This window comes from Neisseria yangbaofengii (assembly GCF_014898075.1).
GTDB classification, from domain to species: Bacteria; Pseudomonadota; Gammaproteobacteria; order Burkholderiales; family Neisseriaceae; genus Neisseria; species Neisseria yangbaofengii.
In genome coordinates, this window is the sequence record NZ_CP062976.1 from 94,541 (window position 1) to 120,875 (window position 26,335).

The window sequence follows — 26,335 nt, forward strand, 5'->3', positions numbered from 1 at the left end:
TTTCAGACGGCCTTGATAAACAAAAGGCCGTCTGAAATTTACAATAACAAAAGAGAGTAAAGATGGCTAAAAACCTCTTAATCGTCGAATCCCCGTCCAAGGCCAAAACCTTGAAAAAATACTTGGGCGGCGATTTTGAAATTCTGGCTTCCTACGGCCATGTGCGGGATTTGGTGCCGAAAAACGGCGCAGTCGATCCCGACAACGATTTTGCAATGAAATACCAACTGATTTCCCGCAACGCCAAACACGTCGATGCCATCGTTGCCGCCGCCAAAGAAGCGGAAAACCTCTATCTGGCAACCGACCCGGATAGGGAAGGCGAAGCCATTTCATGGCATTTGCAGGAAATTTTGAAAAGCAAATGGGGTTTGAAAAACATTCGTCCGCAGCGGGTTGTGTTCCACGAAATCACCAAAAACGCCGTGCTGGATGCCGTTGCCCAGCCCCGTGAAATCGAAATGGACTTGGTCGATGCGCAACAGGCACGCCGTGCCCTCGATTATCTGGTCGGCTTCAACCTCTCGCCCCTGTTGTGGAAAAAAATCCGCCGAGGGCTGAGTGCCGGACGGGTGCAAAGCCCCGCCTTGCGCCTGATTTGCGAACGTGAAAACGAAATCCGTGCCTTTGAAGCGCAGGAATATTGGACGCTGCATCTCGACAGCCACAAAGGACGCAGCAAATTCACCGCCAAGCTCGTTCAATATCGGGGCGAAAAACTCGAACAGTTCGCCTTGCCTGACGAAGCCGCACAAGCCGCCGTATTGCAGGCATTGCAGGGCAAAGATGCCGTAGTCGGCGGGGTGGAAAAGAAAAAACGCAGCCGTAACCCCGCCGCACCGTTCACCACCTCCACCATGCAGCAGGATGCCGTGCGCAAACTCGGCATGACCACCGACCGCACCATGCGCACCGCTCAGCAGCTTTACGAAGGTATCGACGTAGGGCAGGGCGCAATCGGTCTGATTACCTATATGCGTACCGACAGCGTGAATCTGGCGGACGAAGCCGTTACCGAAATCCGCCACTACATCGAAAACAAAATCGGCAAAGACTATCTGCCAAGTTCGGCGAAGCAGTACAAAACCAAATCCAAAAACGCCCAAGAAGCCCACGAAGCGATCCGCCCGACTTCTGTGTACCGCACGCCCGAAAGCGTCAAACCCTTCCTGACCGCCGACCAGTTCAAACTCTACCAAATGATTTGGCAGCGTACCGTTGCCTGTCAAATGTCGCCGGCAAAATTCGACCAAACCACCGTCGATATTTGCGTCGGCGAAGGCGTATTCCGTGTCAGCGGCCAAGTGCAGACTTTTGCCGGCTTTTTGAGCGTGTACGAAGAAAGCAGCGACGACGAGAGCGAAGAAAACAAAAAACTGCCCGAAATGGCAGAGGGCGACAAATTGCCGGTGGACAATCTTTACGGCGAACAACACTTCACCACCCCGCCGCCCCGCTTCAACGAAGCCACACTGGTCAAAGCCCTCGAAGAATACGGCATTGGCCGCCCCTCGACCTATGCCAGTATTATTTCCACGCTCAAAGACCGCGAATACGTTACCCTTGAGCAAAAACGCTTCATGCCCACCGACACCGGCGACATCGTCAATAAATTCCTGACCGAACATTTCGCCCAATACGTCGATTACCACTTCACCGCCAAACTCGAAGACCAACTTGACGAAATCGCCACCGGCAAACGCCGCTGGGTGCCGGTGATGGACAAATTCTGGAAAGGCTTCAGCAAACAGGTTGAAGAAAAAGAAGGCATCGAACGCGCCAAATTCACCACGCAGGAATTAGACGAAGACTGCCCGAAATGCGGCCAACACAAGCTGCAAATCAAATTCGGACGCAACGGCCGCTTCGTTGCCTGCGCCGGCTACCCCGAATGCAGCTACACCCGCAACGTCAACGAAACCGCCGAAGAAGCCGCCGAACGGGTCGCTAAAGAAGCCGCCGAACAAGCCGAACTCGAAGGACGGGAATGCCCGAAATGCGGCGGACAGCTTGTTTACAAATACAGCCGCACCGGCAGCAAATTCATCGGCTGCGCCAACTACCCCAGATGCAAACACATCGAACCGCTGGAAAAACCCAAAGACACCGGCGTTCAATGTCCGCAATGCAAAAAAGGCAACCTTGTCGAGCGCAAATCCCGTTACGGCAAACTCTTTTACAGTTGCAGCACCTATCCCGACTGCAACTACGCCACTTGGAACCCGCCCGTTGCCGAAGAATGCCCGAAATGCCATTGGCCGGTATTGACCATCAAAACCACCAAACGCTGGGGCGTAGAAAAAGTCTGCCCGCAAAAAGAATGCGGCTGGAAAGAACAAATCGAACCGCCCGCACCTAAGGGCAGCAGCGAGGAATAAACGCTGAAACAAAGGCCGTCTGAAAATCAGGTTTTCAGACGGCCTTATGCAGATAAATCTTATGAATAATAAGTATGTTAGCTACTCCAAAGTGATGTAACGTACCGATTAGTGGACTTATCTATTTTGCAGTACCCCCCAACATCTATAAACTTGTGCAATATTTAGTATGTTTTCATCATATTCTGCATGATTGGATTATTTCAGCACTTCAATTTGAGTGGCAAGCTTTTGTTTCTACCCATTCAATCATTGAGTTAGGAACAATTGAATCCCATTGGTTAGAACCGGGATAGGATTGGAAAACAGAGCCGTCAGGTTTATAGTGGATACTGTTACCCGATACATAGGAGCCAGCACAATCAAGACGGAATTGCTGCATGACGTATGCAGATACATAGTGGCATAGTCCGTAACCATCGGGGTTATCACAAATATCTTTACCAACTTCTTCCGGTGGGTTAGTAATTTTTACCCATACCACTCGACTATCCCCTTGCTGTTAATTTCTAATAACTGACCAAGTGCTATTACCACCGTGAGCAGTAGAAATAATGCATAGAGTTAATGCAATAGTAGAAAGTGATTTCTTGAGGAAAGTCATATGATTGTTCCTTTTAAATTATAGAAATGAAAAGCCTATTCTCAGGTGTGATGAATAGAACATCTAGAATAAATAATATCTATTATTCTAATGATTTTTACTTGCCTAACCAGCCAGCAAAAGTTTAAAATCTGTCCTTAAAATTCAACCGGCTATACAGAAAGTTCAACTATGGAAACCCACGATAAAATCCGCCTGATGCGCGAATTGCGCCAATGGTCGCAGGAAGATGTGGCTGAAAAATTGGAAATGTCGGCAGGCGGTTATGCCAAAATCGAGCGGGGTGAAACGCAGTTGAGTTTGCCCCGTTTGGAGCAGTTGGCGGCGGTATTCCGTGTTGATGTGTGGGATTTGCTGAAGTCGGGTAAAGGTGGTTTGATTCTTCAAATTACAGAAAATATTGATAACAGTGAGTTTTCAGTTTGTGCCGGCAATAATGCTGCCGAAATTGAATTATTAAAAGCTAAGTTGAAATATACTCAAGAACTGCTGGTGCAAAAAGACCGTGAAATCGAGCTGTTGCGCAAAATTGCGGGCATGATGGAATCGCAGCAGTCCGAATAGGCCGTCTGAAAATCCTTTGATTGCAGCATTTTTCCGTTATAATGGCCGTATCTGAAATTTTATGTAGAGGCCGTCTGAAAATCAGTTTTTGCTGTGCAGAAACCTTATTTTCAGACGGCCTCTTTAATGGATTATGGCGGCGCAGAAACACAATACGAAACATAGCAACCAAGTGCGCATTATCGGCGGTACGCATCGGGGCAGGAAGCTGGCGTTCCGTTCGGCAGACGGGTTGCGGCCGACACCGGATATGGTGCGTGAAAAGCTGTTTAACTGGTTGGGGCAGGATTTGACCGGTAAAACGGTGTTGGATTTGTTTGCCGGCAGCGGCGCGTTGGGGCTGGAAGCCGCTTCACGCCATGCCAAGCGGGTGGTGTTGGTGGATAATCACCGCCAAACGCTGCAATCTCTACAACAAAACGCGCATGAGTTGGGCTTGGCGCAAGTGGAAACTGTTTTTTCAGACGGCCTGAGTTTTCTGAAAAATCAAAGCGGACAGTTTGATGTGGTTTTTCTGGATCCGCCGTTTGCGTGGCAGCAATGGGGCGACTTGTTTGTTTTGCTGCAAAGCCGTTTGAAAAACAACGCAATGGTCTATGTCGAAGCAGGACTATTGCCGGCAAAACCGGAATGGTTGGTGCAATATCGCGACGGTAAATCCGGAATGAGCTGCTTTCAATTGTTGCATTTCGTGCAAGTAGCTGAATAGTATAGGATTTGAGAATCATTACCAGGGTGTAAACATTCTTTGCATATGCGTTTTTTCGAATAGTTTATGCTATAATCCGCGCTCATCGGTTTTGAAATTGAATAAAAAGGAAACGAAAATGTCGCTCTTTATTACAGATGAGTGCATTAACTGCGACGTATGCGAGCCTGAGTGCCCGAATGACGCCATTTCTCAAGGCGAGGAAATTTACGAAATCAATCCGAATCTGTGTACGCAATGCGTCGGCCACTATGACGAACCGCAATGTCAGCAAGTGTGTCCGGTCGACTGTATTTTGATTGATGAAGAACATCCGGAAACGCATGATGAGCTGATGGCGAAATACGAAAAAATCATTCAGTTTAAGTAATTTTTTCATATAATCATATTGTTGCAATATTTTTAGGAAAATATCGAAAATATTGCTTGACTTGGTAAAGAGAAATAAATAGACTAGCGTTCTCTTTTGGAGGGGTTCCCGAGCGGTCAAAGGGGGCAGACTGTAAATCTGTTGCGCGAGCTTCGAAGGTTCGAATCCTTCTCCCTCCACCAAAATCTTACTTGGAGCAAAGAAGTAAGTGTATGCGGGTGTAGCTCAATGGTAGAGCAGAAGCCTTCCAAGCTTACGGTGAGGGTTCGATTCCCTTCACCCGCTCCAATGGACAAATTAGCCCATGTAGCTCAGGGGTAGAGCACTCCCTTGGTAAGGGAGAGGCCGGCAGTTCAAATCTGCCCATGGGCACCATCTCATTATTATTTACCCGTATTTTTATTTAATTGAACGCTTAGAATAGGATTTATTGCCATGGCTAAGGAAAAATTCGAACGTAGCAAACCGCACGTAAACGTTGGCACCATCGGTCACGTTGACCATGGTAAAACCACTCTGACTGCAGCACTGACTACCATTTTGGCTAAAAAATTCGGTGGCGCAGCAAAAGCTTATGACCAAATCGACAACGCGCCGGAAGAAAAAGCCCGCGGTATTACCATTAACACCTCTCACGTAGAATACGAAACCGAAACCCGCCACTACGCACACGTAGACTGTCCGGGCCACGCCGACTACGTTAAAAACATGATTACCGGCGCAGCACAAATGGATGGCGCGATTTTGGTGGTGTCTGCCGCTGACGGCCCTATGCCGCAAACCCGTGAGCACATCTTGTTGGGTCGCCAAGTAGGTGTACCATACATCTTGGTGTTCATGAACAAATGCGACATGGTTGATGATGCTGAATTGTTGGAATTGGTTGAAATGGAAATCCGTGACTTGCTGTCAAGCTACGACTTCCCGGGTGATGACTGCCCAATCATCCAAGGTTCTGCACTGAAAGCCTTGGAAGGCGATGCCGCTTACGAAGAAAAAATCTTCGAACTGGCCGCTGCATTGGATAGCTACATCCCAACTCCGGAACGAGCAGTTGACAAACCATTCCTGCTGCCGATTGAAGACGTATTCTCAATCTCCGGCCGCGGTACAGTAGTAACCGGTCGTGTAGAGCGCGGTATCATCCACGTGGGCGACGAGATCGAAATCGTAGGTCTGAAAGACACAGCCAAAACCACTTGTACCGGCGTTGAAATGTTCCGCAAACTGCTGGACGAAGGTCAAGCAGGCGACAACGTAGGCGTATTGCTGCGCGGTACCAAACGTGAAGAAGTTGAACGTGGTCAAGTATTGGCTAAACCAGGCTCAATCACACCACACACCAAATTCAAAGCCGAAGTGTACGTATTGAGCAAAGAAGAAGGCGGTCGTCACACCCCATTCTTCGCCAACTACCGCCCACAATTCTACTTCCGTACAACCGACGTAACCGGTGCGGTTACTCTGGAAGAAGGCGTGGAAATGGTAATGCCGGGTGAAAACGTAACCATCAGCGTAGAACTGATTGCACCGATTGCTATGGAAGAAGGCTTGCGCTTTGCAATCCGTGAAGGCGGCCGTACCGTAGGTGCCGGCGTTGTTTCTTCTATCATTGCTTAAGTTTTAGAAGGCCAGTAGCTCAATTGGTAGAGTATCGGTCTCCAAAACCGAGGGTTGGGGGTTCGAGACCCTCCTGGCCTGCCAAATAAAAAATTAACCGGCCTTAGTGCCGGTTAATTTTTTTTGCTATTTTATTTTTATTGGTTGATTTGTTTTAACCATTGCATGACGGTGAGCAGTATCAATATGTACTGCACATGCTGTATCAGTGCTATGGAAAGTGAGTTTAAAATGGCTGATCGTATGCCTGAAGATAAAGCGGATAAAGTGGGGCGGCTTGTCAAATCAGACAACAATGCACATGTCACATCGCAGCGCGAAGGGTTCGCTTATTTTCGAAATTCATGGATTGAATTTAAGAAAGTAGTTTGGCCGGCTCGTGATGATGCGGTCAAGATGACTGTATTTGTGGTAATTTTTGTAGCAATTTTGGCTGCGTTTATTTATGCAGTTGATACAGCGGTTTCATGGTTATTTTTTGATTTGTTATTGAAGAGGGGATAAAAATGTCAAAGCGTTGGTATGTTGTGCAGGCTTATTCCGGCTTTGAAAAAAATGTCCAAAAAACATTGAAAGAGCGTATTGTACGCGAAGGTATGGAAGAGTATTTCGGCCAAGTGTTGGTTCCGGTCGAAGAGGTGGTTGATATTAAAAATGGCCGCCGTACCATCAGCGAGCGTAAATTTTACCCTGGCTATGTTTTGGTTGAAATGGAAATGACCGATGAGTCATGGCATTTAGTAAAAAGCACTCCGCGTGTATCTGGTTTTATTGGCGGTACTGCTAACCGCCCATTACCTATTTCACAACGCGAAGCTGATGTAATTATGCAACAAGTTCGCAGCGGTGTTGAAAAACCAAAACCAAAAGTCGAATTTGAAGTAGGCCAAGCAGTTCGCGTCAATGCCGGTCCCTTTGCTGACTTCAATGGCGTGGTAGATGAAGTCAATTACGAGCGTAATAAGCTGCGTGTTTCTGTGCAGATTTTTGGTCGTGAAACGCCTGTTGAGTTGGAATTTGGTCAGGTTGAAAAGATTTAATTGAATTAATGTCTTGAATCAAAATACATTAAGTTTTATAATTGACAATTCGTTTTGGGAAGCGGAATGGTTCCGCGCTATACCCGTCTTTTAGGAGTCCCTTAAGTGGCAAAGAAAATTGTAGGCTACATTAAACTGCAAATTGGTGCAGGTAAAGCCAACCCATCTCCTCCAGTTGGTCCGGCATTGGGTCAGCGTGGTTTGAACATTATGGAATTCTGTAAGGCATTTAATGCCGCAACCCAAGGTATGGAACCTGGTTTGCCGATTCCTGTTGTGATTACTGCATTTGCAGACAAATCATTCACATTTGTGATGAAAACACCTCCAGCTTCTATATTGTTGAAAAAAGCTGCCGGTCTGCAAAAAGGTAGTGCCAATCCATTGACCAATAAAGTGGGTAAAGTGACCCGTGCTCAATTGGAAGAAATCGCTAAAACCAAAGAGCCTGATTTGACAGCTTCTGATTTGGATGCTGCGGTACGTACTATTGCTGGCTCAGCCCGTTCAATGGGCCTGGATGTGGAGGGTGTGTAATGGCTAAAGTTTCTAAACGCTTGAAAGCTTTGCGCTCTTCTGTTGAAGCGAACAAATTGTATGCGATCGATGAAGCGATTGCTTTGGTAAAAAATGCCGCAACTGCGAAATTTGATGAGTCAATTGACGTATCATTTAATTTGGGCGTAGATCCTCGTAAATCTGACCAAGTGATTCGTGGTTCGGTAGTATTGCCTAAAGGTACCGGTAAAACCACTCGCGTGGCTGTATTTGCTCAAGGTGCCAATGCTGAAGCAGCTAAAGAAGCAGGTGCAGATGTTGTCGGTTTTGATGATTTGGCTGCTGAAATCAAAGGCGGTAACTTGAACTTTGATGTCGTGATTGCTTCTCCGGACGCAATGCGTATTGTGGGTCAGTTGGGTACCATCTTAGGTCCACGCGGTTTGATGCCTAACCCTAAAGTGGGTACTGTAACGCCAAACGTTGCCGAAGCAGTGAAAAATGCGAAAGCCGGTCAAGTACAATACCGTACGGATAAGGCAGGTATCGTGCATGCAACCATCGGTCGCGCTTCATTCGCTGAAGCTGATTTGAAAGAAAACTTTGACGCATTGTTGGATGCAGTCGTTAAAGCCAAACCAGCTGCTGCCAAAGGCCAATACTTGAAAAAAGTTGCGGTATCCAGCACTATGGGTTTGGGTGTGCGCGTAGATACTTCTAGCGTAAACAACTAAGAATTTTCAGACGGCCTTTTTGAAGGTTGTCTGGATTTGGGCTACTTAAAATATTAAGTAGATGTCCAAGACCGTAGGGATCGTAAGATTTAATCGTTATTGCCCTACGCAGACGGTAGTCCTGAAACAAATTGCAAGAAAGCTTGTAAGATGTCTTTTTAGGTTACCGAGCTGGTGGAATACTGAGAAAGTATTCTGTTGATAAACAGTGGGAGGTAGACCTTGAGTCTCAATATTGAAACCAAGAAAGTAGCCGTCGAAGAGATTAGCGCAGCGATTGCTAACGCTCAAACTCTGGTGGTTGCAGAATATCGCGGTATCAGTGTTGCCAGCATGACCGAGCTGCGTGCAAATGCGCGTAAAGAAGGCGTATATTTGCGCGTTCTGAAAAATACTTTGGCTCGTCGCGCAGTAGAAGGCACTTCATTTGCAGGTTTGGCAGATCATATGGTGGGTCCGCTGGTTTACGCTGCTTCTGAAGATGCTGTAGCTGCTGCAAAAGTGCTGCATCAATTCGCGAAAAAAGATGACAAAATCATTGTTAAGGCTGGTTCTTATAATGGTGACGTACTGGATGCTGTTCAAGTAAGCGAGCTGGCTTCTATTCCTAGCCGTGAAGAATTGTTGTCTAAACTGTTGTACGTTATGCAAGCACCTGTTGCAGGTTTTGCACGTGGTTTGGCTGCATTGGCTGAGAAAAAGGCTGGCGAAGAAGCCGCTTAATCGATTTTGTTTCATTTGAAAATTAATTTTTAATACAATATTTGGAGTTTAAATAGCATGGCTATTACTAAAGAAGACATTTTGGAAGCTGTTGGTTCTTTGACCGTTATGGAATTGAACGACCTGGTTAAAGCTTTTGAAGAAAAATTCGGCGTTTCTGCTGCTGCCGTTGCCGTTGCCGGTCCTGCCGGTGCCGGTGCCGCTGCTGCTGAAGAAAAAACTGAATTCGATGTAGTTTTGGCTTCCGCCGGTGATCAAAAAGTTGGCGTGATTAAAGTGGTTCGAGCCATCACTGGTTTGGGCTTAAAAGAAGCTAAAGACATCGTTGACGGCGCGCCTAAAACACTGAAAGAAGGTGTTTCTAAAGCTGAAGCTGAAGACATCCAAAAACAACTGGAAGAAGCCGGCGCTAAAGTCGAAATCAAATAATCATCATTTGATACTTTCAGTAAAGGCTGGCAGATATCTGCCAGCCTTATTTTGCGTTTTAATTATACAGAAAATAATTATTTACATTTATTTGCATTTATATTCTGAAGTAAATATAAATAAATGTAAATAACATCACAAAATTGTCGTCTTCTCAATTCTTAAAGTGTTCAGACGGCATTTCTATTCAAAAGTCACCCTTCGGAGTGTATATGAACTATTCGTTTACCGAGAAAAAACGTATCCGTAAGAGTTTTGCCAAACGAGAGAACGTATTGGAAGTTCCCTTTTTGCTGGCAACTCAAATTGATTCTTATGCAAAATTTCTGCAATTAGAAAATGCTTTCGATCAGCGTACCGATGATGGTCTTCAAGCGGCATTCAATTCTATTTTCCCAATCGTCAGCCATAATGGTTATGCACGTCTGGAATTTGTCCACTACACTTTGGGTGATCCGCTGTTTGATATTCCTGAATGTCAATTGCGCGGTATTACTTACGCTGCGCCTTTACGTGCCCGCATCCGCTTGGTGATTTTGGATAAAGAAGCTTCTAAGCCGACAGTAAAAGAAGTGCGCGAAAACGAAGTGTACATGGGTGAAATCCCATTGATGACACCGAGTGGTTCTTTTGTCATTAATGGTACCGAGCGCGTTATCGTTTCTCAGTTGCACCGTTCTCCAGGTGTATTCTTTGAACACGATCGCGGTAAAACCCATTCCTCTGGCAAATTATTGTTCTCTGCCCGCATTATTCCTTACCGTGGCTCATGGTTAGATTTTGAGTTTGATCCGAAAGATCATCTATATTTCCGTATCGACCGCCGCCGCAAAATGCCGGTAACTATTTTGCTGAAAGCCTTGGGCTACAACAACGAACAGATTTTGGATACCTTCTATGACAAAGAAATATTCTTTTTGTCAAAAGGCGGTGTGCAAACTGAATTGATTCCGGGCCGTCTGAAAGGCGAAACTGCTAAAACCGATATCGTTGATGCTGAAGGTAACGTTTTGGTGACCAAGGGCAAACGCATCACCGCTAAAAATATCCGCGATATTGCTAATGCCGGTTTGACCCGCTTGGACGTTGATCCTGAAACTTTATTAGGCAAAGTCTTGGCTGCTGATTTGATCGTGCCGGATACGGGTGAAGTCTTGGCTGTGGCCAATGATGAAATCACCGAAGAATTGTTGGCGAAACTGGATATTCACGGTATTGAACAAGTCACTACTTTGTACATCAATGAATTGGATCAAGGCGGTTATATTTCCAGCACTTTGCGTACGGATGAAACTGCCGACCAACAAGCTGCTCGCGTGGCGATTTACCGCATGATGCGTCCGGGTGAACCGCCTACCGAAGAAGCGGTTGAAATGCTCTTCAACCGCTTGTTCTTCAGTGAAGACAGCTATGACTTGTCTCGTGTAGGCCGTATGAAATTTAATACCCGCACCTACGAGCAAAAATTGTCTGAAGCACAACGAGGCTCTTGGTATGGCCGTTTGTTGAACGAAACCTTTGCCGGTGCGGCTGAAAAAGGTGGCTATGTCCTGAGTATTGAAGACATTGTGGCTTCAATTGCAACATTGGTTGAGTTGCGTAACGGTCACGGCGAAGTGGACGATATCGACCACTTGGGCAACCGCCGTGTGCGTTCAGTGGGTGAATTGACCGAAAACCAATTCCGCAGCGGTCTGGCCCGTGTAGAGCGTGCCGTAAAAGAGCGTTTGAACCAAGCAGAATCTGAAAATCTGATGCCGCACGACTTGATTAACGCCAAACCGGTTTCTGCTGCGATTAAAGAATTTTTCGGCTCAAGCCAGTTGAGCCAGTTTATGGACCAAACCAACCCGCTGTCGGAAGTTACCCACAAACGCCGTGTTTCTGCCTTGGGTCCGGGCGGTCTGACCCGTGAACGTGCCGGCTTTGAAGTGCGCGACGTACACCCGACCCACTATGGCCGCGTGTGTCCGATTGAAACACCTGAAGGCCCGAACATCGGTTTGATTAACTCATTGTCGGTTTATGCCCGTACCAATGATTACGGCTTCTTGGAAACTCCATACCGCCGTGTAGTGGATGGCAAAGTAACTGAAGAAATCGATTATCTGTCCGCCATCGAAGAAGGTCGCTATGTGATTGCGCAGGCTAATGCCGATTTGGATGAAAACGGCAACCTTACCGGCGATTTGGTAACCTGTCGTGAAAAAGGCGAAACCATTATGGCCACGCCGGATCGTGTCCAATATATGGACGTGGCAACCGGTCAAGTGGTTTCCGTGGCTGCTTCGCTGATTCCGTTCTTGGAGCATGACGATGCGAACCGTGCATTGATGGGTGCCAACATGCAACGTCAGGCCGTACCGTGTCTGCGTCCGGAAAAACCGATGGTCGGCACCGGTATTGAGCGCTCGGTGGCCGTGGATTCGGCAACCGCTATTGTTGCCCGTCGTGGCGGTGTAGTGGAATATGTTGATGCCAACCGTGTGGTCATCCGTGTACACGACGATGAAGCGACTGCCGGTGAAGTGGGTGTCGATATTTACAACTTAGTCAAATTCACCCGTTCCAACCAATCGACCAACATCAACCAACGTCCGGCTGTGAAGGCAGGCGATGTGTTGCAACGTGGCGATTTGGTAGCCGATGGTGCTTCGACCGATTTGGGCGAACTGGCATTGGGTCAAAACATGACCATCGCCTTTATGCCGTGGAACGGTTACAACTACGAAGACTCGATTTTGATTTCCGAAAAAGTGGCTGCCGACGACCGCTATACTTCGATTCATATTGAAGAATTGAACGTTGTGGCGCGTGACACCAAATTGGGTGCCGAAGACATTACCCGCGATATTCCGAACCTGTCCGAGCGTATGCAAAACCGTCTGGATGAATCCGGTATCGTGTATATCGGTGCCGAAGTGGAGGCCGGTGATGTGTTGGTAGGCAAAGTAACGCCTAAAGGCGAAACCCAGCTGACCCCTGAAGAAAAACTGCTGCGTGCGATTTTCGGTGAAAAAGCGTCTGATGTGAAAGATACTTCGCTGCGTATGCCGACCGGCATGAGCGGTACCGTGATTGACGTGCAGGTCTTCACCCGTGAAGGCATCCAGCGTGATAAACGTGCCCAATCGATTATTGATTCCGAGCTGAAACGTTACCGTCAAGACTTGAGCGACCAACTGCGTATTTTCGACAACGATGCATTTGACCGTATCGAACGCATGATTGTCGGTCAAAAAGCCAACGGCGGTCCGATAAAATTGGCCAAAGGCAGCGAAATTACGGCCGAATACTTGGCTTCTGCCGCCAGCAAACACGATTGGTTCGACATCCGCTTGGCTGATGAAGATTTGGCGAAACAACTGGAACTGATTAAAGCCAGCCTGCAGCAAAAACGTGAAGAAGCCGACGAACTGTATGAAATCAAGAAGAAAAAACTGACCCAAGGCGACGAATTACAGCCGGGCGTACAAAAAATGGTGAAAGTATTTATCGCCATCAAACGCCGCCTGCAAGCCGGTGACAAAATGGCGGGCCGCCACGGTAACAAAGGTGTGGTATCGCGCATTTTGCCGGTGGAAGACATGCCGTATATGGCAGACGGCCGTCCGGTGGACATCGTGCTGAACCCGTTGGGCGTACCGTCGCGTATGAACATCGGTCAGATTTTGGAAGTGCATTTGGGCTGGGCCGCCAAAGGTATCGGCGAGCGTATCGACCGCATGCTCAAAGAGCAGCGCAAAGCCAGCGAATTGCGTGAATTCTTGAATAAGCTGTACAACAACAGCGGTAAACAAGAAGATCTCGACAGCTTGAGCGATGATGAAATCATTGAATTAGCTTCTAACCTGCGTAAAGGTGCATCTTTCGCTTCTCCGGTATTCGACGGCGCGAAAGAATCTGAAATCCGCGATATGTTGAACTTAGCTTATCCAAGTGATGATCCTGAAGTGGAAAAATTGGGCTTTAACGATACCAAAACCCAAATTACCCTTTACGACGGCCGTTCAGGCGAAGCCTTCGACCGCCGCGTAACCGTAGGCGTGATGCACTATTTGAAACTACATCACTTGGTGGATGAGAAAATGCACGCCCGTTCGACCGGCCCTTACAGCTTGGTAACCCAACAACCTTTGGGCGGTAAAGCGCAGTTCGGCGGCCAACGTTTCGGTGAGATGGAGGTTTGGGCACTGGAAGCTTACGGTGCCGCTTATACCCTCCAAGAAATGTTAACCGTGAAGTCTGATGACGTGACAGGCCGTACTAAAATGTATGAAAACATCGTCAAAGGCGAACATAAAATTGACGCCGGTATGCCTGAATCCTTCAACGTATTGGTTAAAGAGATTCGCTCATTGGGCTTGGATATCGATTTGGAACGGTACTAAACAACGCTTTCAGACGGCCTCTGATGTCAATAGGCCGTCTGAAGGAACACCGAGCTTTAAACGGGCATCACGAAAATGTTTAAAGGTTGTCTGAAAAGCTGTGTCATTCCATCCGAATCCTGATCCGCCAAGCGGTAAAAATACTTCCTTCAAGGAGCAAAAATGAATTTGTTGAACTTATTTAATCCGTTACAAACAGCGGGTATGGAAGAAGAGTTTGATGCCATCAAAATTGGCATCGCTTCTCCGGATACCATCCGTTCTTGGTCTTACGGTGAAGTGAAAAAGCCGGAAACCATCAACTACCGTACGTTCAAACCGGAACGCGACGGTTTGTTCTGCGCTAAAATTTTCGGTCCGGTGAAAGACTACGAATGTTTGTGCGGTAAATACAAACGCTTGAAATTTAAAGGCGTAACCTGTGAAAAATGTGGCGTGGAGGTGACTTTGTCTAAAGTGCGCCGCGAACGCATGGGTCACATCGAATTGGCCGCCCCGGTTGCCCACATCTGGTTTTTGAAATCGTTGCCGTCACGCTTGGGTATGGTATTGGACATGACCCTGCGCGATATCGAACGCGTATTGTACTTTGAAGCATTTGTGGTGACCGAACCGGGCATGACTCCGCTGCAACGCCGTCAATTGCTGACCGAAGACGATTACTACAACAAATTGGACGAATACGGCGATGATTTCGATGCCAAGATGGGTGCCGAAGGCATCCGCGAATTGTTGCGTTCATTGGACGTAGCAGGCGAAATCGAAGTATTGCGTCAAGAATTGGAATCAACCGGTTCCGACACCAAAATCAAAAAAATCGCCAAACGTTTGAAAGTATTGGAAGCTTTCCACCGATCAGGTATGAAACTTGAGTGGATGATTATGGACGTATTGCCGGTATTGCCGCCGGATTTGCGCCCGCTCGTTCCGCTGGACGGCGGCCGCTTCGCCACTTCCGATTTGAACGATCTGTACCGTCGTGTCATCAACCGTAACAACCGTCTGAAACGCCTGTTGGAACTGAATGCGCCCGACATCATCGTGCGCAACGAAAAACGTATGTTGCAGGAAGCGGTTGATTCGCTGCTGGACAACGGCCGCCGCGGCAAAGCCATGACCGGTGCCAACAAACGTCCGCTGAAATCGCTGGCCGACATGATTAAAGGCAAAGGCGGCCGTTTCCGTCAAAACCTGCTGGGTAAACGTGTGGACTATTCAGGCCGTTCGGTGATTACCGTTGGTCCTTACCTGCGTCTGCACCAATGCGGTCTGCCGAAAAAAATGGCGTTGGAACTGTTTAAACCGTTTATTTTCCACAAACTGGAAAAACAAGGCTTGGCAACCACCGTTAAAGCAGCTAAAAAATTGGTTGAGCAAGAAGTACCGGAAGTATGGGACATCTTGGAAGAAGTCATCCGCGAACACCCGATTATGCTGAACCGTGCGCCGACGCTGCACCGTTTGGGTATTCAAGCGTTTGAACCGATTCTGATTGAAGGTAAAGCCATTCAGTTGCATCCATTGGTGTGTGCCGCGTTTAATGCCGACTTTGACGGTGACCAAATGGCGGTTCACGTTCCACTAAGCCTGGAAGCACAAATGGAAGCCCGTACGCTGATGTTGGCATCCAACAACGTATTGTCTCCGGCCAACGGCGAACCGATTATCGTGCCGTCCCAAGATATCGTATTGGGTCTGTACTATATGACCCGCGACCGTATTAATGCCAAAGGCGAAGGCAGCCTGTTTGCCGACGTGAAAGAAGTACACCGCGCTTACCACACCAAACAAGTGGAACTGGGTACCAAAATTACCGTGCGCCTGCGTGAATGGGTGAAAAATGAAAATGGTGAATTGGAGCCGGTAGTCAACCGTTATGAAACCACCGTAGGCCGTGCTTTGTTGAGCGAAATTCTGCCTAAAGGCCTGCCGTTTGAATATATCAACAAGGCGTTGAAGAAAAAAGAAATTTCCAAGTTGATTAACGCATCGTTCCGCTTGTGCGGCCTGCGCGATACCGTCATTTTCGCTGACCATTTGATGTATACCGGCTTTGCTTATGCAGCCAAAGGCGGTATCTCGATTGCGGTTGACGATATGGAAATTCCGAAAGAAAAAGCCGTATTGTTGGCCGAAGCGCAAGCCGAAGTGAAAGAAATCGAAGACCAATACCGCCAAGGTTTGGTGACCAACGGTGAACGCTACAACAAAGTTGTGGATATTTGGGGCCGTGCCGGCGATAAAATCGCCAAAGCGATGATGGATAACCTGTCTACCCAAAAAGTAATTGACCGCGAAGGTAATGAAGTGGATCAAGAGTCGTTCAACTCCATCTACATGATGGCTGACTCCGGTGCCCGTGGTTCGGCGGCACAAATTAAACAGCTTTCCGGTATGCGTGGTCTGATGGCGAAGCCGGACGGTTCGATTATCGAAACACCGATTACGTCTAACTTCCGCGAAGGTCTGACCGTATTGCAATACTTTATTGCGACTCACGGTGCGCGTAAAGGTTTGGCCGATACCGCTTTGAAAACCGCAAACTCCGGTTACCTGACCCGCCGTTTGGTAGACGTGACCCAAGACTTGGTAGTGGTGGAAGACGATTGTGGCACAACTGACGGCTTTGTGATGAAAGCTGTGGTACAAGGCGGTGACGTGATTGAAGCCTTGCGCGACCGTATTTTGGGTCGTGTTACTGCTTCCGATGTAGTTGACCCGTCGACAGGTGAAACCTTGGTAGAAGCCGGTACCCTGCTGAACGAAAAATTGGTCGACATGATTGACCAATCCGGTGTCGATGAAGTGAAAGTGCGCACCCCGATTACCTGTAAAACCCGCCACGGTTTGTGTGCCCAATGTTATGGTCGTGACTTGGCGCGCGGTAAGCTGGTAAATGCCGGTGAAGCTGTCGGCGTGATTGCTGCCCAATCGATTGGTGAACCGGGTACCCAGCTGACCATGCGTACCTTCCACATCGGTGGCGCCGCTTCCCGAGCAGCCGCTGCCAGCCAAGTGGAAGCCAAATCCAACGGTACGGCACGCTTCAGCAGCCAAATGCGTTATGTTGCCAATAACAAAGGCGAATTGGTTGTCATCGGTCGCTCTTGCGAAGTGGTGATTCACGATGATATCGGCCGTGAGCGCGAACGTCATAAAGTACCTTACGGTGCCATTTTGCTGGTACAAGACGGTGAAGCCATTAAAGCCGGCCAAACCTTAGCAACATGGGATCCGCATACCCGTCCGATGATTACCGAACACGCCGGCTTGGTGAAATTCGAAAACGTGGAAGAAGGCGTGACCGTTGCCAAACAAACCGACGATGTAACGGGTTTGTCTACCTTGGTGGTTATTGACGGCAAACGCCGCTCTGCCGGTACATCTAAATTGTTGCGCCCAACCGTGAAGCTGTTGGACGAAAACGGTTTGGAAATCTGCATTCCGGGTACGTCAACACCGGTATCGATGGCCTTCCCTGTTGGTGCGGTGATTACCGTGCGTGAAGGTCAGGAAATCGGTAAAGGTGATGTGTTGGCGCGTATTCCTCAAGCCTCGTCTAAAACCCGAGACATTACCGGTGGTCTGCCGCGTGTGGCCGAATTGTTTGAAGCGCGTATCCCGAAAGATGCCGGTATGCTGGCTGAAATCACCGGTACCGTTTCCTTCGGCAAAGAAACCAAAGGCAAACAGCGCCTCATCATTACCGATGTGGACGGCGTGGCCTACGAAACTCTGATTTCCAAAGAGAAACAGATTCTGGTACACGACGGCCAAGTCGTAAACCGTGGAGAAACCATTGTTGACGGTGCAGTCGATCCACACGATATTCTGCGTCTGCAAGGCATCGAAGCATTGGCACGCTATATCGTTCAAGAGGTACAGGAAGTTTACCGCCTGCAAGGCGTGAAGATTTCCGATAAGCACATTGAAGTCATCATCCGCCAAATGCTGCGTCGCGTGAATATTGCCGACTCAGGCGAAACCGGCTTCATTACCGGTGAGCAAGTTGAGCGTGGCGATGTGATGCTGGAAAACGAGAAAATGATTGCCGAAGGTAAAGAACCTGCGCGTTACGAAAACGTGTTGCTGGGTATTACCAAAGCATCGTTGTCGACCGACAGCTTCATCTCAGCGGCTTCCTTCCAGGAGACCACCCGTGTCTTGACCGAAGCGGCGATTATGGGCAAACAAGACGATCTGCGCGGCTTGAAAGAAAACGTCATCGTAGGCCGTCTGATTCCTGCCGGTACCGGTCTGACCTACCACCGCAACCGCCATCGTCAGAATCACAGCGAAGAAGCCGGATCGTTGCAAACTGAAGGCTCGACAGAGTAAGCCGCTTTAAATCATTAATCAGACAGCAGGTCGTCTGAAAATAACAATCCGTTAGACATATTGTTTAAGGAGCGTTGTTTTCAGACGGCCTTTTTGCATTTTTGCCACACACAAAAAACCTTAAACAACGAAACCGTAATCTACGCCCTGCACGGCATGAAAATCCGTTTATGTTACAAGGTGTTTCAAATCATCATGGGTCGAGACTCCACCTACACCCTGTCTGCTTTTTCAAGTGAATTTACTATATATAGTCAATCCCCCAAATATAAATTACAATCTCCCCCATGACCTATTCAACAGACTTCCGCCAACTCGCCTTAGCCAAACTCGCCCAAGGCCTCTCCATCCGTCAAGTAGCCAAAGAGCTCGGCATCGGCAGCGATACCGTGTTCAAATGGAAAAAGAATCCCATTCCCAAAGGCTATCCCAAAGACAGAAAACCCCTCAAAATTACCAAAGAAGCACTGCTTAGAGACGTCGAACAATACCCCGATGCCTATTGCTACGAACGGGCACAACGGCTCAACTGTTCGACCAACGGCATCCACCGGGCATTGAAAAGATACGGAATCAGCCGAAAAAAAGACCAATAAACACCCCAAAGCAGATGTTCGGCTCAGAAAACGCTTTATCAGACTCAGACACCGTTTCCAACTGAAAGAACGTCCGATTGTTTGGTTGGACGAAAGCGGATTCAGAGCTTCCGTCCACCGTCCTTACGGTTATGCCCCAAAAGGCAGACGGTGTATTGATACCCATGACCGGCAGGGACGTAATCAGACTAATGCCATTGGTGCGCTGTATGATAATCAACTGTTTGCGGTCGGTTTGTTTGACTGTTCCATCAACAGCAGGATATTCGACACTTGGATCGAACAGTTACTGATCCCGCAACTGCCGCCCGAGAGTGTGGTGGTGATGGACAATGCGGCGTTTCATAAGGGTAAGGCAGAAGCCTTGCTGAAGGGAAAGGGGCATACCGTCCTATGGATGCCGCCGTACAGCCCCGACTTGAATCCCATCGAAAAGAAATGGGCTTGGTTAAAGGCGAGACGGAGAAAACTTGGGGTGGTGTCTGTGGATGAGTTGTTTAGGAGTGTTATTTAAATTTGTGGGATTGACTATAAGCCCGAATACTTGATATTTGCAGACTGAAAAAACAGGTCGTCTGAAAGCCGGTTTCATAGCTTTCAGACGACCTGTTACTCGTTGCGACACGGTGAAGAAGTTCAATTTCCCAACTGCTCGGTTTTATTGACAATAATCTCCACACGGCGGTTTTGGGCGCGTCCTTCCGGATTATCGCTGCCGTCGGGAAGGGTATTGGGTGCGACAGGGTTTGTCGCACCGTGGCCTTCCAGCGTGTAATTCTGCTTCAGACCTTGCGCCTCAAACCAGTCTTTTACCGCCTGCGCACGTGCCAGAGACAGGCGTTGATTGTAAGCATCGGAGCCTTTGCTGTCGGTATGACCGGCAATCAGTATCATTCCCTGACCTTTTTGGCGGATAACATCGGCGGCTTTTCGCAGTTCGGCATCGGCATCGGGTTTGAGTTCGGCTTTGTCGAAATCGAACAATACGTCGGACGACAAATTAATCCGGATATTGAAAGCGGATTCCGTGCCGCTCAAACTGCTACCCTGTGCCGACAGGCTGCTGCTTTGGGCGGAAAGACCGTTGCCCTGTGCAGCAAGGTTGGACGGAGCCGAAGCGAAGACGGCGGAAGCCTGCACAGAGACGGTTGCAGGAGCTTCGGACGGCATTTGCGGCGTGGAAGCCGTATTTGCGGCGGAAGTCTGCTGCGCTTCGACAGGTTTGGGTTCCTGCCCGCAAGCACACAGGGCGGCAAGTGCCGCAACACAGGTAAGGAAACGCAAAGTTTTCATAAAGCGCAATCTCTACTGATGCGGCGCGCAGACCGTTTAAAGCCTACACACCGCCAAGCGGGCAATCAGCGGCTCACCGGCACCGAATCAAACGAACCGGCTCCGGGGAAATCGATGGTGATGGTCGGCGTGGTTTCGGGCGGGGCGGGGAATTTAAGCGCAAGGATTTTAGGCGTGCTGCCGTACAAGTGTATATTCTTAGGGTTTGCGGCAGGATTGGTCATATATTGCCCGTTTTCGTCCTGCAAAAGACCGATGCGTTTGCTGGTGGTTTCATCGATATAGGCAAAATCGCGAACATTGCCGGTGTGTATGCTAACGTATTGATAGCCGCTACCGTCTGCCTTTTTGGGCGGTATGAACAGAAATTCCATATTGAGAATCTGACCGATGACTTTGACTTTGGTTAAAGCCAGCGTACCTTCGCCAAACGGTTTGGACTGGATTGCCCCGGCTGCGGGATCCTGCTGCGCGGCAGACGCGGAGTCGCGGATCAGGCTGGTGGCGGCAGGTTCGGGCGCAGGAGCAGGTTCGGGGGCAGGTGTCTGCTCGGGCGCAGGAAGCTGTTGTTCCGCCTGAGGAGCAGGGGTTGGCTCGGGTTCTTTCTGACAGGCAGTCAGCAGGGCAAAAGCAGACAAAACAACAAGGGTACATTGGGAAATACGCATTTGGAGATACCTCGCTTATAAGGTTGGATGCGAAAATTTGCAGCTGATAGAGTTAAAGCAGCAATAAAATGACAGACGGTTCAAGCTACTTTCTTTATTTAAGTTACATTATACCGAAATACCTGAGATTCTGACTAAATCCGACCAACAGAACCGCAGTATATGCAATATGTTTGAACCCCGTCGTCTGAAAAGGTTCGCTTGTATTAAATGATTCTGAAGTTTTGTTTTGATTTTGTTGGAATTTTTCTTTTCCGAAGGCATTGCGCGGACAAACGCCCGCCCGCAAAGCCAGCATACCTTCTTATTTGATTTGCGGCGGTGCTTGACTAAGTGCTTGCAATAAAAATATAATCCCAAGATTGTCGGCATGGTGTCGGCAAGTATTTAACTCAACAGGACGAGAAAATATGCCAACTATTAACCAATTAGTACGCAAAGGCCGTCAAAAGCCTGTGTACGTAAACAAAGTGCCTGCACTGGAAGCCTGCCCGCAAAAACGCGGCGTATGCACCCGTGTGTACACCACAACCCCTAAAAAACCTAACTCTGCATTGCGTAAAGTATGTAAAGTCCGCCTGACCAACGGTTTCGAAGTGATTTCGTACATCGGCGGTGAAGGCCACAACCTGCAAGAGCACAGCGTCGTATTGATCCGCGGCGGTCGTGTAAAAGACTTGCCGGGTGTGCGTTACCACACTGTACGCGGTTCTTTGGATACTGCAGGTGTTAAAGACCGTAAACAAGCCCGTTCTAAATACGGTGCTAAGCGTCCTAAATAATAACCGGGGCTTAGATAGGCACGTCGGCCGCCTACATTAAACGGCCGAGTAAGTGAGTACTCTTTTGGGTATTCATGGGAATTGACCCGACTGAATAGATTAAAGGAAATTAAAATGCCAAGACGTAGAGAAGTCCCTAAGCGCGACGTATTGCCAGATCCAAAATTCGGCAGCGTTGAGCTGACTAAATTCATGAACGTATTGATGATTGACGGTAAAAAATCGGTTGCCGAGCGTATCGTTTACGGTGCGCTGGAGCAAATCGAGAAAAAAACCGGCAAAGTTGCAATCGAAGTATTCAACGAAGCTATTGCTAACGCCAAACCTATCGTGGAAGTGAAAAGCCGTCGTGTAGGTGGTGCAAACTACCAAGTTCCTGTTGAGGTTCGTCCTTCACGCCGCTTGGCTTTGGCAATGCGCTGGGTGCGCGATGCTGCCCGTAAACGTGGTGAGAAATCAATGGATCTGCGTTTGGCAGGCGAATTGATCGACGCTTCAGAAGGTCGTGGCGGTGCGTTGAAAAAACGTGAAGAAGTACACCGCATGGCTGAAGCGAACAAAGCGTTCTCTCACTTCCGTTTCTAATTTTGAAAGGCTAATAAAATGGCTCGTAAGACCCCAATCAGCCTGTACCGCAATATCGGTATTTCTGCCCATATTGATGCGGGTAAAACCACCACGACCGAACGTATTTTGTTCTATACCGGTTTGACCCACAAATTGGGCGAGGTGCATGACGGTGCGGCAACCACCGACTACATGGAACAAGAACAAGAGCGTGGTATTACCATTACCTCTGCTGCCGTTACTTCCTACTGGTCAGGTATGGCGAAACAGTTCAAAGAACACCGTTTCAACATCATCGACACCCCGGGACACGTTGACTTTACCGTAGAGGTAGAGCGTTCTATGCGTGTATTGGACGGTGCCGTAATGGTTTACTGTGCCGTGGGCGGCGTTCAGCCCCAGTCTGAAACCGTATGGCGTCAGGCCAACAAATACAAAGTACCTCGTTTGGCATTTGTAAACAAAATGGACCGTCAAGGTGCTAACTTCTTCCGTGTGGTTGAGCAAATGAAAACCCGTTTGCGTGCCAACCCTGTACCAATCGTGATTCCGGTTGGTGCGGAAGACAATTTTGAAGGCGTAGTTGACCTGCTGAAAATGAAAGCCATTATTTGGAACGAAGCCGATAAAGGTGTAACTTTCGAATACGGCGATATTCCGGCCGATCTGGTGGATACTGCTGAAGAATGGCGTCAAAACATGATTGAAGCCGCAGCCGAAGCCAGCGAAGAGCTGATGGACAAATACCTGGGCGGCGAAGACCTGACCGAAGAAGAAATCGTTGGTGCATTGCGTCAACGTACTTTGGCCGGTGAAATCCAACCAATGTTGTGTGGTTCTGCATTTAAAAACAAAGGTGTACAACGTATGTTGGACGCCGTTGTTGAGCTGCTGCCTGCGCCGACCGACATTCCGCCGGTACAAGGTGTGAATCCTTCAACTGATGCAGCCGATCAACGTGAAGCCAGCGACGAAGCGCCATTCTCTGCTTTGGCATTCAAAATGTTGAACGACAAATACGTTGGTAACCTGACCTTTATCCGTGTTTACTCAGGCGTGGTAAAATCAGGCGATACCGTACTGAACTCAGTAAAAGGTACCCGTGAACGTATCGGCCGTCTGGTACAGATGACTGCGGCCGACCGTACCGAAATTGAAGAAGTCCGTGCCGGCGACATCGCTGCCGCTATTGGTCTGAAAGACGTTACCACCGGTGAAACTTTGTGTGCTGAAAATGCGCCAATTATCTTGGAACGTATGGAGTTCCCTGAGCCGGTAATCCACGTTGCTGTTGAGCCGAAAACCAAAGCCGACCAAGAAAAAATGGGTATCGCTTTGAACCGTTTGGCAAAAGAAGACCCTTCATTCCGTGTTCGCACAGATGAGGAATCAGGTCAAACCATTATTTCCGGTATGGGTGAGCTGCACTTGGAAATTATTGTTGACCGTATGAAACGTGAATTCAGCGTGGATGCCAACATCGGTGCACCTCAAGTAGCTTACCGCGAAACCATCCGCAAAGAAGTGGAATCTGAATACAAACACGCTAAACAGTCTGGTGGTAAAGGCCAATATGGTCACGTTGTCATTAAGTTGGAACCTATGGAACCAGGTGGTGAAGGCTACGAGTTTATCGACGAAATTAAAGGTGGCGTGATTCCTCGCGAATTCATCCCTTCAGTTGATAAAGGTATTCGTGATACCTTGCCTAACGGTGTAGTGGCGGGCTTCCCTGTGGTAGATGTCCGCGTACGTTTGGTATTCGGTTCTTCACATGATGTCGACTCATCTCAATTGGCGTTTGAATTGGCCGCTTCTCAAGCTTTTAAAGAGGGTATGCGTCGCGCTTCTCCAGCATTATTGGAGCCAATCATGGCCGTTGAAGTGGAAACTCCTGAAGAATACATGGGTGATGTAATGGGCGACTTAAACCGTCGTCGTGGTATCGTATTGGGCATGGATGATGATGGCATCGGCGGTAAGAAAGTACGTGCTGAAGTGCCATTGGCTGAAATGTTCGGTTACTCTACCGACTTGCGATCTGCCACTCAAGGCCGTGCAACTTATTCGATGGAATTCAAAAAATACGCTGAAGCGCCCGCGAACGTTGCCGCTGCTGTAACTGAAGCTCGCAAAGGCTGATTAATCAGTCTTTGCAAATAGGCCGTCTGAAATTCTGAATATCTTTTCAGACGGCCATTGTTCTTTAATCGATCTTTATATGTAAAGGAATTAGCTCATGGCTAAGGAAAAATTCGAACGTAGCAAACCGCACGTAAACGTTGGCACCATCGGTCACGTTGACCATGGTAAAACCACTCTGACTGCAGCACTGACTACCATTTTGGCTAAAAAATTCGGTGGCGCAGCAAAAGCTTATGACCAAATCGACAACGCACCGGAAGAAAAAGCCCGCGGTATTACCATTAACACCTCTCACGTAGAATACGAAACCGAAACCCGCCACTACGCACACGTAGACTGTCCGGGCCACGCCGACTACGTTAAAAACATGATTACCGGCGCAGCACAAATGGATGGCGCGATTTTGGTGGTGTCTGCCGCTGACGGCCCTATGCCGCAAACCCGTGAACACATCTTGTTGGGTCGCCAAGTAGGTGTACCATACATCTTGGTGTTCATGAACAAATGCGACATGGTTGATGATGCTGAATTGTTGGAATTGGTTGAAATGGAAATCCGTGACTTGCTGTCAAGCTACGACTTCCCGGGTGATGACTGCCCAATCATCCAAGGTTCTGCACTGAAAGCCTTGGAAGGCGATGCCGCTTACGAAGAAAAAATCTTCGAACTGGCCGCTGCATTGGATAGCTACATCCCAACTCCGGAACGAGCAGTTGACAAACCATTCCTGCTGCCGATTGAAGACGTATTCTCAATCTCCGGCCGCGGTACAGTAGTAACCGGTCGTGTAGAGCGCGGTATCATCCACGTGGGCGACGAGATCGAAATCGTAGGTCTGAAAGACACAGCCAAAACCACTTGTACCGGCGTTGAAATGTTCCGCAAACTGCTGGACGAAGGTCAAGCAGGCGACAACGTAGGCGTATTGCTGCGCGGTACCAAACGTGAAGAAGTTGAACGTGGTCAAGTATTGGCTAAACCAGGCTCAATCACACCACACACCAAATTCAAAGCCGAAGTGTACGTATTGAGCAAAGAAGAAGGCGGTCGTCACACCCCATTCTTCGCCAACTACCGCCCACAATTCTACTTCCGTACAACCGACGTAACCGGTGCGGTTACTCTGGAAGAAGGCGTGGAAATGGTAATGCCGGGTGAAAACGTAACCATCAGCGTAGAACTGATTGCACCGATTGCTATGGAAGAAGGCTTGCGCTTTGCAATCCGTGAAGGCGGCCGTACCGTAGGTGCCGGCGTCGTTTCCAGCATCATCGCTTAATAAGGAATACAGATAATGGCAAACCAAAAAATCCGTATTCGTCTGAAAGCCTATGATTACAGCCTGATCGACCGTTCGGCTCAAGAAATCGTTGAAACCGCAAAACGCACCGGCGCTGTAGTAAAAGGCCCGATTCCGTTGCCGACTAAAATCGAGCGTTTCAACATTCTGCGTTCTCCACACGTGAACAAAACTTCTCGTGAACAACTGGAAATCCGCACCCACTTGCGCCTGATGGACATTGTTGACTGGACTGACAAAACTACCGATGCACTGATGAAACTGGATCTGCCAGCCGGTGTGGATGTAGAAATCAAAGTTCAATAATCATCGCTTAAAGATGAATCAGCCGAACAGGAAACTGTTCGGCTTTTTTAATATCGTATATCATAAAGTTAAGAGGCCGTCTGAAAATCGATATTGCTGATTTCTGCAAAATTAAAAATCTGGTTTTCAGACGGCATCAACGTGAAGCCTCCTGAACACGTGCGTGCTGAAGCACACATCATTACACCAAACTCAGCAATAGCGTGCATATCAGGGAATGCGCATGTTCGTTGATAAAACAGTACAACGGTTCTTCTAACACCATCCAAATCATTTCTTC

The 26,335-nt window shown here is 48.3% G+C and carries 22 protein-coding genes and 4 tRNA genes; 24 read left to right on the plus strand and 2 right to left on the minus strand.

Annotation, left to right across the window (positions count from 1 at the left end):
- The first annotated feature begins 62 nt into the window (after positions 1-62).
- The 19 genes from topA to H4O27_RS00570 all read left to right on the plus strand — a co-directional run bounded on the left by topA (position 63) and on the right by H4O27_RS00570 (position 19,508).
- Complete coding sequence (gene topA / locus H4O27_RS00480) at positions 63-2,378, plus strand: type I DNA topoisomerase (protein ID WP_165010538.1); 2,316 nt, start codon at positions 63-65, stop codon at positions 2,376-2,378.
- A 775-nt stretch (positions 2,379-3,153) separates the two neighbouring features.
- Entirely contained in the window at positions 3,154-3,546 is a 393-nt protein-coding gene (locus tag H4O27_RS00485) for a helix-turn-helix domain-containing protein (RefSeq protein ID WP_165010542.1), read from the plus strand.
- 133 nt (positions 3,547-3,679) lie between these two features.
- Positions 3,680-4,255, plus strand: coding sequence for a 16S rRNA (guanine(966)-N(2))-methyltransferase RsmD (gene rsmD, locus H4O27_RS00490; RefSeq protein ID WP_165010544.1), 576 nt, complete (start codon positions 3,680-3,682; stop codon positions 4,253-4,255).
- Between the two features lie 118 nt (positions 4,256-4,373).
- Positions 4,374-4,625 (plus strand): YfhL family 4Fe-4S dicluster ferredoxin, encoded by a 252-nt coding sequence (locus H4O27_RS00495; protein WP_002215364.1) that lies wholly within the window; start codon positions 4,374-4,376, stop codon positions 4,623-4,625.
- Between the two features lie 98 nt (positions 4,626-4,723).
- Positions 4,724-4,807, plus strand: a tRNA-Tyr gene (locus H4O27_RS00500).
- A 32-nt stretch (positions 4,808-4,839) separates the two neighbouring features.
- Positions 4,840-4,913 (plus strand) — tRNA-Gly (locus H4O27_RS00505).
- 12 nt (positions 4,914-4,925) lie between these two features.
- Positions 4,926-5,000 (plus strand) — tRNA-Thr (locus H4O27_RS00510).
- A gap of 60 nt (positions 5,001-5,060) precedes the next feature.
- Positions 5,061-6,245, plus strand: coding sequence for an elongation factor Tu (gene tuf, locus H4O27_RS00515; protein ID WP_165090209.1), 1,185 nt, complete (start codon positions 5,061-5,063; stop codon positions 6,243-6,245).
- 8 nt (positions 6,246-6,253) lie between these two features.
- Positions 6,254-6,329 (plus strand) — tRNA-Trp (locus tag H4O27_RS00520).
- 147 nt (positions 6,330-6,476) lie between these two features.
- On the plus strand, positions 6,477-6,749 hold the full coding sequence (gene secE / locus H4O27_RS00525) for a preprotein translocase subunit SecE (protein WP_165010997.1): 273 nt from the start codon (positions 6,477-6,479) through the stop codon (positions 6,747-6,749).
- Between the two features lie 2 nt (positions 6,750-6,751).
- Positions 6,752-7,285: a transcription termination/antitermination protein NusG gene (nusG, locus tag H4O27_RS00530; RefSeq protein WP_165010999.1), complete on the plus strand. Its 534-nt coding sequence runs from the start codon at positions 6,752-6,754 to the stop codon at positions 7,283-7,285.
- A gap of 105 nt (positions 7,286-7,390) precedes the next feature.
- Positions 7,391-7,822, plus strand: coding sequence for a 50S ribosomal protein L11 (rplK, locus tag H4O27_RS00535; RefSeq protein WP_095502978.1), 432 nt, complete (start codon positions 7,391-7,393; stop codon positions 7,820-7,822).
- Positions 7,822-8,517, plus strand: a complete 696-nt coding sequence (gene rplA / locus H4O27_RS00540) for a 50S ribosomal protein L1 (protein ID WP_165011001.1) — start codon at positions 7,822-7,824, stop codon at positions 8,515-8,517. The genes rplK and rplA overlap by 1 nt, the downstream gene beginning before the upstream one ends.
- A gap of 222 nt (positions 8,518-8,739) precedes the next feature.
- On the plus strand, positions 8,740-9,240 hold the full coding sequence (rplJ, locus tag H4O27_RS00545) for a 50S ribosomal protein L10 (protein ID WP_165011003.1): 501 nt from the start codon (positions 8,740-8,742) through the stop codon (positions 9,238-9,240).
- Between the two features lie 57 nt (positions 9,241-9,297).
- A complete protein-coding gene (rplL, locus tag H4O27_RS00550) occupies positions 9,298-9,669 on the plus strand; it encodes a 50S ribosomal protein L7/L12 (protein ID WP_003677916.1) in 372 nt (123 codons plus the stop codon).
- A 212-nt stretch (positions 9,670-9,881) separates the two neighbouring features.
- The gene (gene rpoB / locus H4O27_RS00555; protein ID WP_165011005.1) at positions 9,882-14,060 is read left to right on the plus strand and encodes a DNA-directed RNA polymerase subunit beta; all 4,179 of its coding nucleotides are present in this window, start codon (positions 9,882-9,884) and stop codon (positions 14,058-14,060) included.
- A 162-nt stretch (positions 14,061-14,222) separates the two neighbouring features.
- Positions 14,223-18,398, plus strand: a complete 4,176-nt coding sequence (gene rpoC, locus H4O27_RS00560) for a DNA-directed RNA polymerase subunit beta' (RefSeq protein ID WP_165011007.1) — start codon at positions 14,223-14,225, stop codon at positions 18,396-18,398.
- 287 nt (positions 18,399-18,685) lie between these two features.
- On the plus strand, positions 18,686-18,994 hold the full coding sequence (locus H4O27_RS00565; protein WP_193004219.1) for an IS630 transposase-related protein: 309 nt from the start codon (positions 18,686-18,688) through the stop codon (positions 18,992-18,994).
- Positions 18,995-19,031: 37 nt separating this feature from the next.
- A complete protein-coding gene (locus H4O27_RS00570) occupies positions 19,032-19,508 on the plus strand; it encodes an IS630 family transposase (RefSeq protein WP_226883464.1) in 477 nt (158 codons plus the stop codon).
- 122 nt (positions 19,509-19,630) lie between these two features.
- Here the strand turns inward: H4O27_RS00570 and H4O27_RS00575 are convergent, their stop codons facing one another.
- Positions 19,631-20,287: an OmpA family protein gene (locus H4O27_RS00575; RefSeq protein WP_165011062.1), complete on the minus strand. Its 657-nt coding sequence runs from the start codon at positions 20,285-20,287 to the stop codon at positions 19,631-19,633.
- A gap of 65 nt (positions 20,288-20,352) precedes the next feature.
- Entirely contained in the window at positions 20,353-20,955 is a 603-nt protein-coding gene (locus tag H4O27_RS00580; protein ID WP_165011064.1) for a phosphoribosylglycinamide synthetase, read from the minus strand.
- Positions 20,956-21,365: 410 nt separating this feature from the next.
- On the opposite strand from H4O27_RS00580, the gene rpsL reads away from it, so the two are divergent.
- The 5 genes from rpsL (at position 21,366) to rpsJ (ending at position 26,055) form a co-directional block, all read left to right on the plus strand.
- Positions 21,366-21,737: a 30S ribosomal protein S12 gene (rpsL, locus tag H4O27_RS00585; protein WP_002218431.1), complete on the plus strand. Its 372-nt coding sequence runs from the start codon at positions 21,366-21,368 to the stop codon at positions 21,735-21,737.
- Between the two features lie 114 nt (positions 21,738-21,851).
- On the plus strand, positions 21,852-22,322 hold the full coding sequence (gene rpsG / locus H4O27_RS00590) for a 30S ribosomal protein S7 (protein ID WP_002215391.1): 471 nt from the start codon (positions 21,852-21,854) through the stop codon (positions 22,320-22,322).
- An 18-nt stretch (positions 22,323-22,340) separates the two neighbouring features.
- Positions 22,341-24,446, plus strand: a complete 2,106-nt coding sequence (gene fusA, locus H4O27_RS00595) for an elongation factor G (protein ID WP_165011066.1) — start codon at positions 22,341-22,343, stop codon at positions 24,444-24,446.
- 97 nt (positions 24,447-24,543) lie between these two features.
- Positions 24,544-25,728: an elongation factor Tu gene (gene tuf, locus H4O27_RS00600; RefSeq protein ID WP_165090209.1), complete on the plus strand. Its 1,185-nt coding sequence runs from the start codon at positions 24,544-24,546 to the stop codon at positions 25,726-25,728.
- 15 nt (positions 25,729-25,743) lie between these two features.
- Entirely contained in the window at positions 25,744-26,055 is a 312-nt protein-coding gene (rpsJ, locus tag H4O27_RS00605) for a 30S ribosomal protein S10 (protein WP_002642322.1), read from the plus strand.
- Positions 26,056-26,335 lie beyond the last annotated feature (280 nt).

Excerpts from the sequence above, each read along its gene's own strand:
- topA (WP_165010538.1), top strand. The coding sequence starts at position 63 with ATGGCTAAAAACCTCTTAATCGTCGAATCCCCGTCCAAGGCCAAAACC.
- H4O27_RS00485 (WP_165010542.1), top strand. The coding sequence starts at position 3,154 with ATGGAAACCCACGATAAAATCCGCCTGATGCGCGAATTGCGCCAATGG.
- rsmD (WP_165010544.1), top strand. The coding sequence starts at position 3,680 with ATGGCGGCGCAGAAACACAATACGAAACATAGCAACCAAGTGCGCATT.
- H4O27_RS00495 (WP_002215364.1), top strand. The coding sequence starts at position 4,374 with ATGTCGCTCTTTATTACAGATGAGTGCATTAACTGCGACGTATGCGAG.
- tuf (WP_165090209.1), top strand. The coding sequence starts at position 5,061 with ATGGCTAAGGAAAAATTCGAACGTAGCAAACCGCACGTAAACGTTGGC.
- secE (WP_165010997.1), top strand. The coding sequence starts at position 6,477 with ATGGCTGATCGTATGCCTGAAGATAAAGCGGATAAAGTGGGGCGGCTT.
- nusG (WP_165010999.1), top strand. The coding sequence starts at position 6,752 with ATGTCAAAGCGTTGGTATGTTGTGCAGGCTTATTCCGGCTTTGAAAAA.
- rplA (WP_165011001.1), top strand. The coding sequence starts at position 7,822 with ATGGCTAAAGTTTCTAAACGCTTGAAAGCTTTGCGCTCTTCTGTTGAA.
- rplL (WP_003677916.1), top strand. The coding sequence starts at position 9,298 with ATGGCTATTACTAAAGAAGACATTTTGGAAGCTGTTGGTTCTTTGACC.
- rpoB (WP_165011005.1), top strand. The coding sequence starts at position 9,882 with ATGAACTATTCGTTTACCGAGAAAAAACGTATCCGTAAGAGTTTTGCC.
- rpoC (WP_165011007.1), top strand. The coding sequence starts at position 14,223 with ATGAATTTGTTGAACTTATTTAATCCGTTACAAACAGCGGGTATGGAA.
- H4O27_RS00565 (WP_193004219.1), top strand. The coding sequence starts at position 18,686 with ATGACCTATTCAACAGACTTCCGCCAACTCGCCTTAGCCAAACTCGCC.
- H4O27_RS00575 (WP_165011062.1), bottom strand. The coding sequence starts at position 20,287 with ATGAAAACTTTGCGTTTCCTTACCTGTGTTGCGGCACTTGCCGCCCTG.
- H4O27_RS00580 (WP_165011064.1), bottom strand. The coding sequence starts at position 20,955 with ATGCGTATTTCCCAATGTACCCTTGTTGTTTTGTCTGCTTTTGCCCTG.
- rpsL (WP_002218431.1), top strand. The coding sequence starts at position 21,366 with ATGCCAACTATTAACCAATTAGTACGCAAAGGCCGTCAAAAGCCTGTG.
- rpsG (WP_002215391.1), top strand. The coding sequence starts at position 21,852 with ATGCCAAGACGTAGAGAAGTCCCTAAGCGCGACGTATTGCCAGATCCA.
- fusA (WP_165011066.1), top strand. The coding sequence starts at position 22,341 with ATGGCTCGTAAGACCCCAATCAGCCTGTACCGCAATATCGGTATTTCT.
- tuf (WP_165090209.1), top strand. The coding sequence starts at position 24,544 with ATGGCTAAGGAAAAATTCGAACGTAGCAAACCGCACGTAAACGTTGGC.
- rpsJ (WP_002642322.1), top strand. The coding sequence starts at position 25,744 with ATGGCAAACCAAAAAATCCGTATTCGTCTGAAAGCCTATGATTACAGC.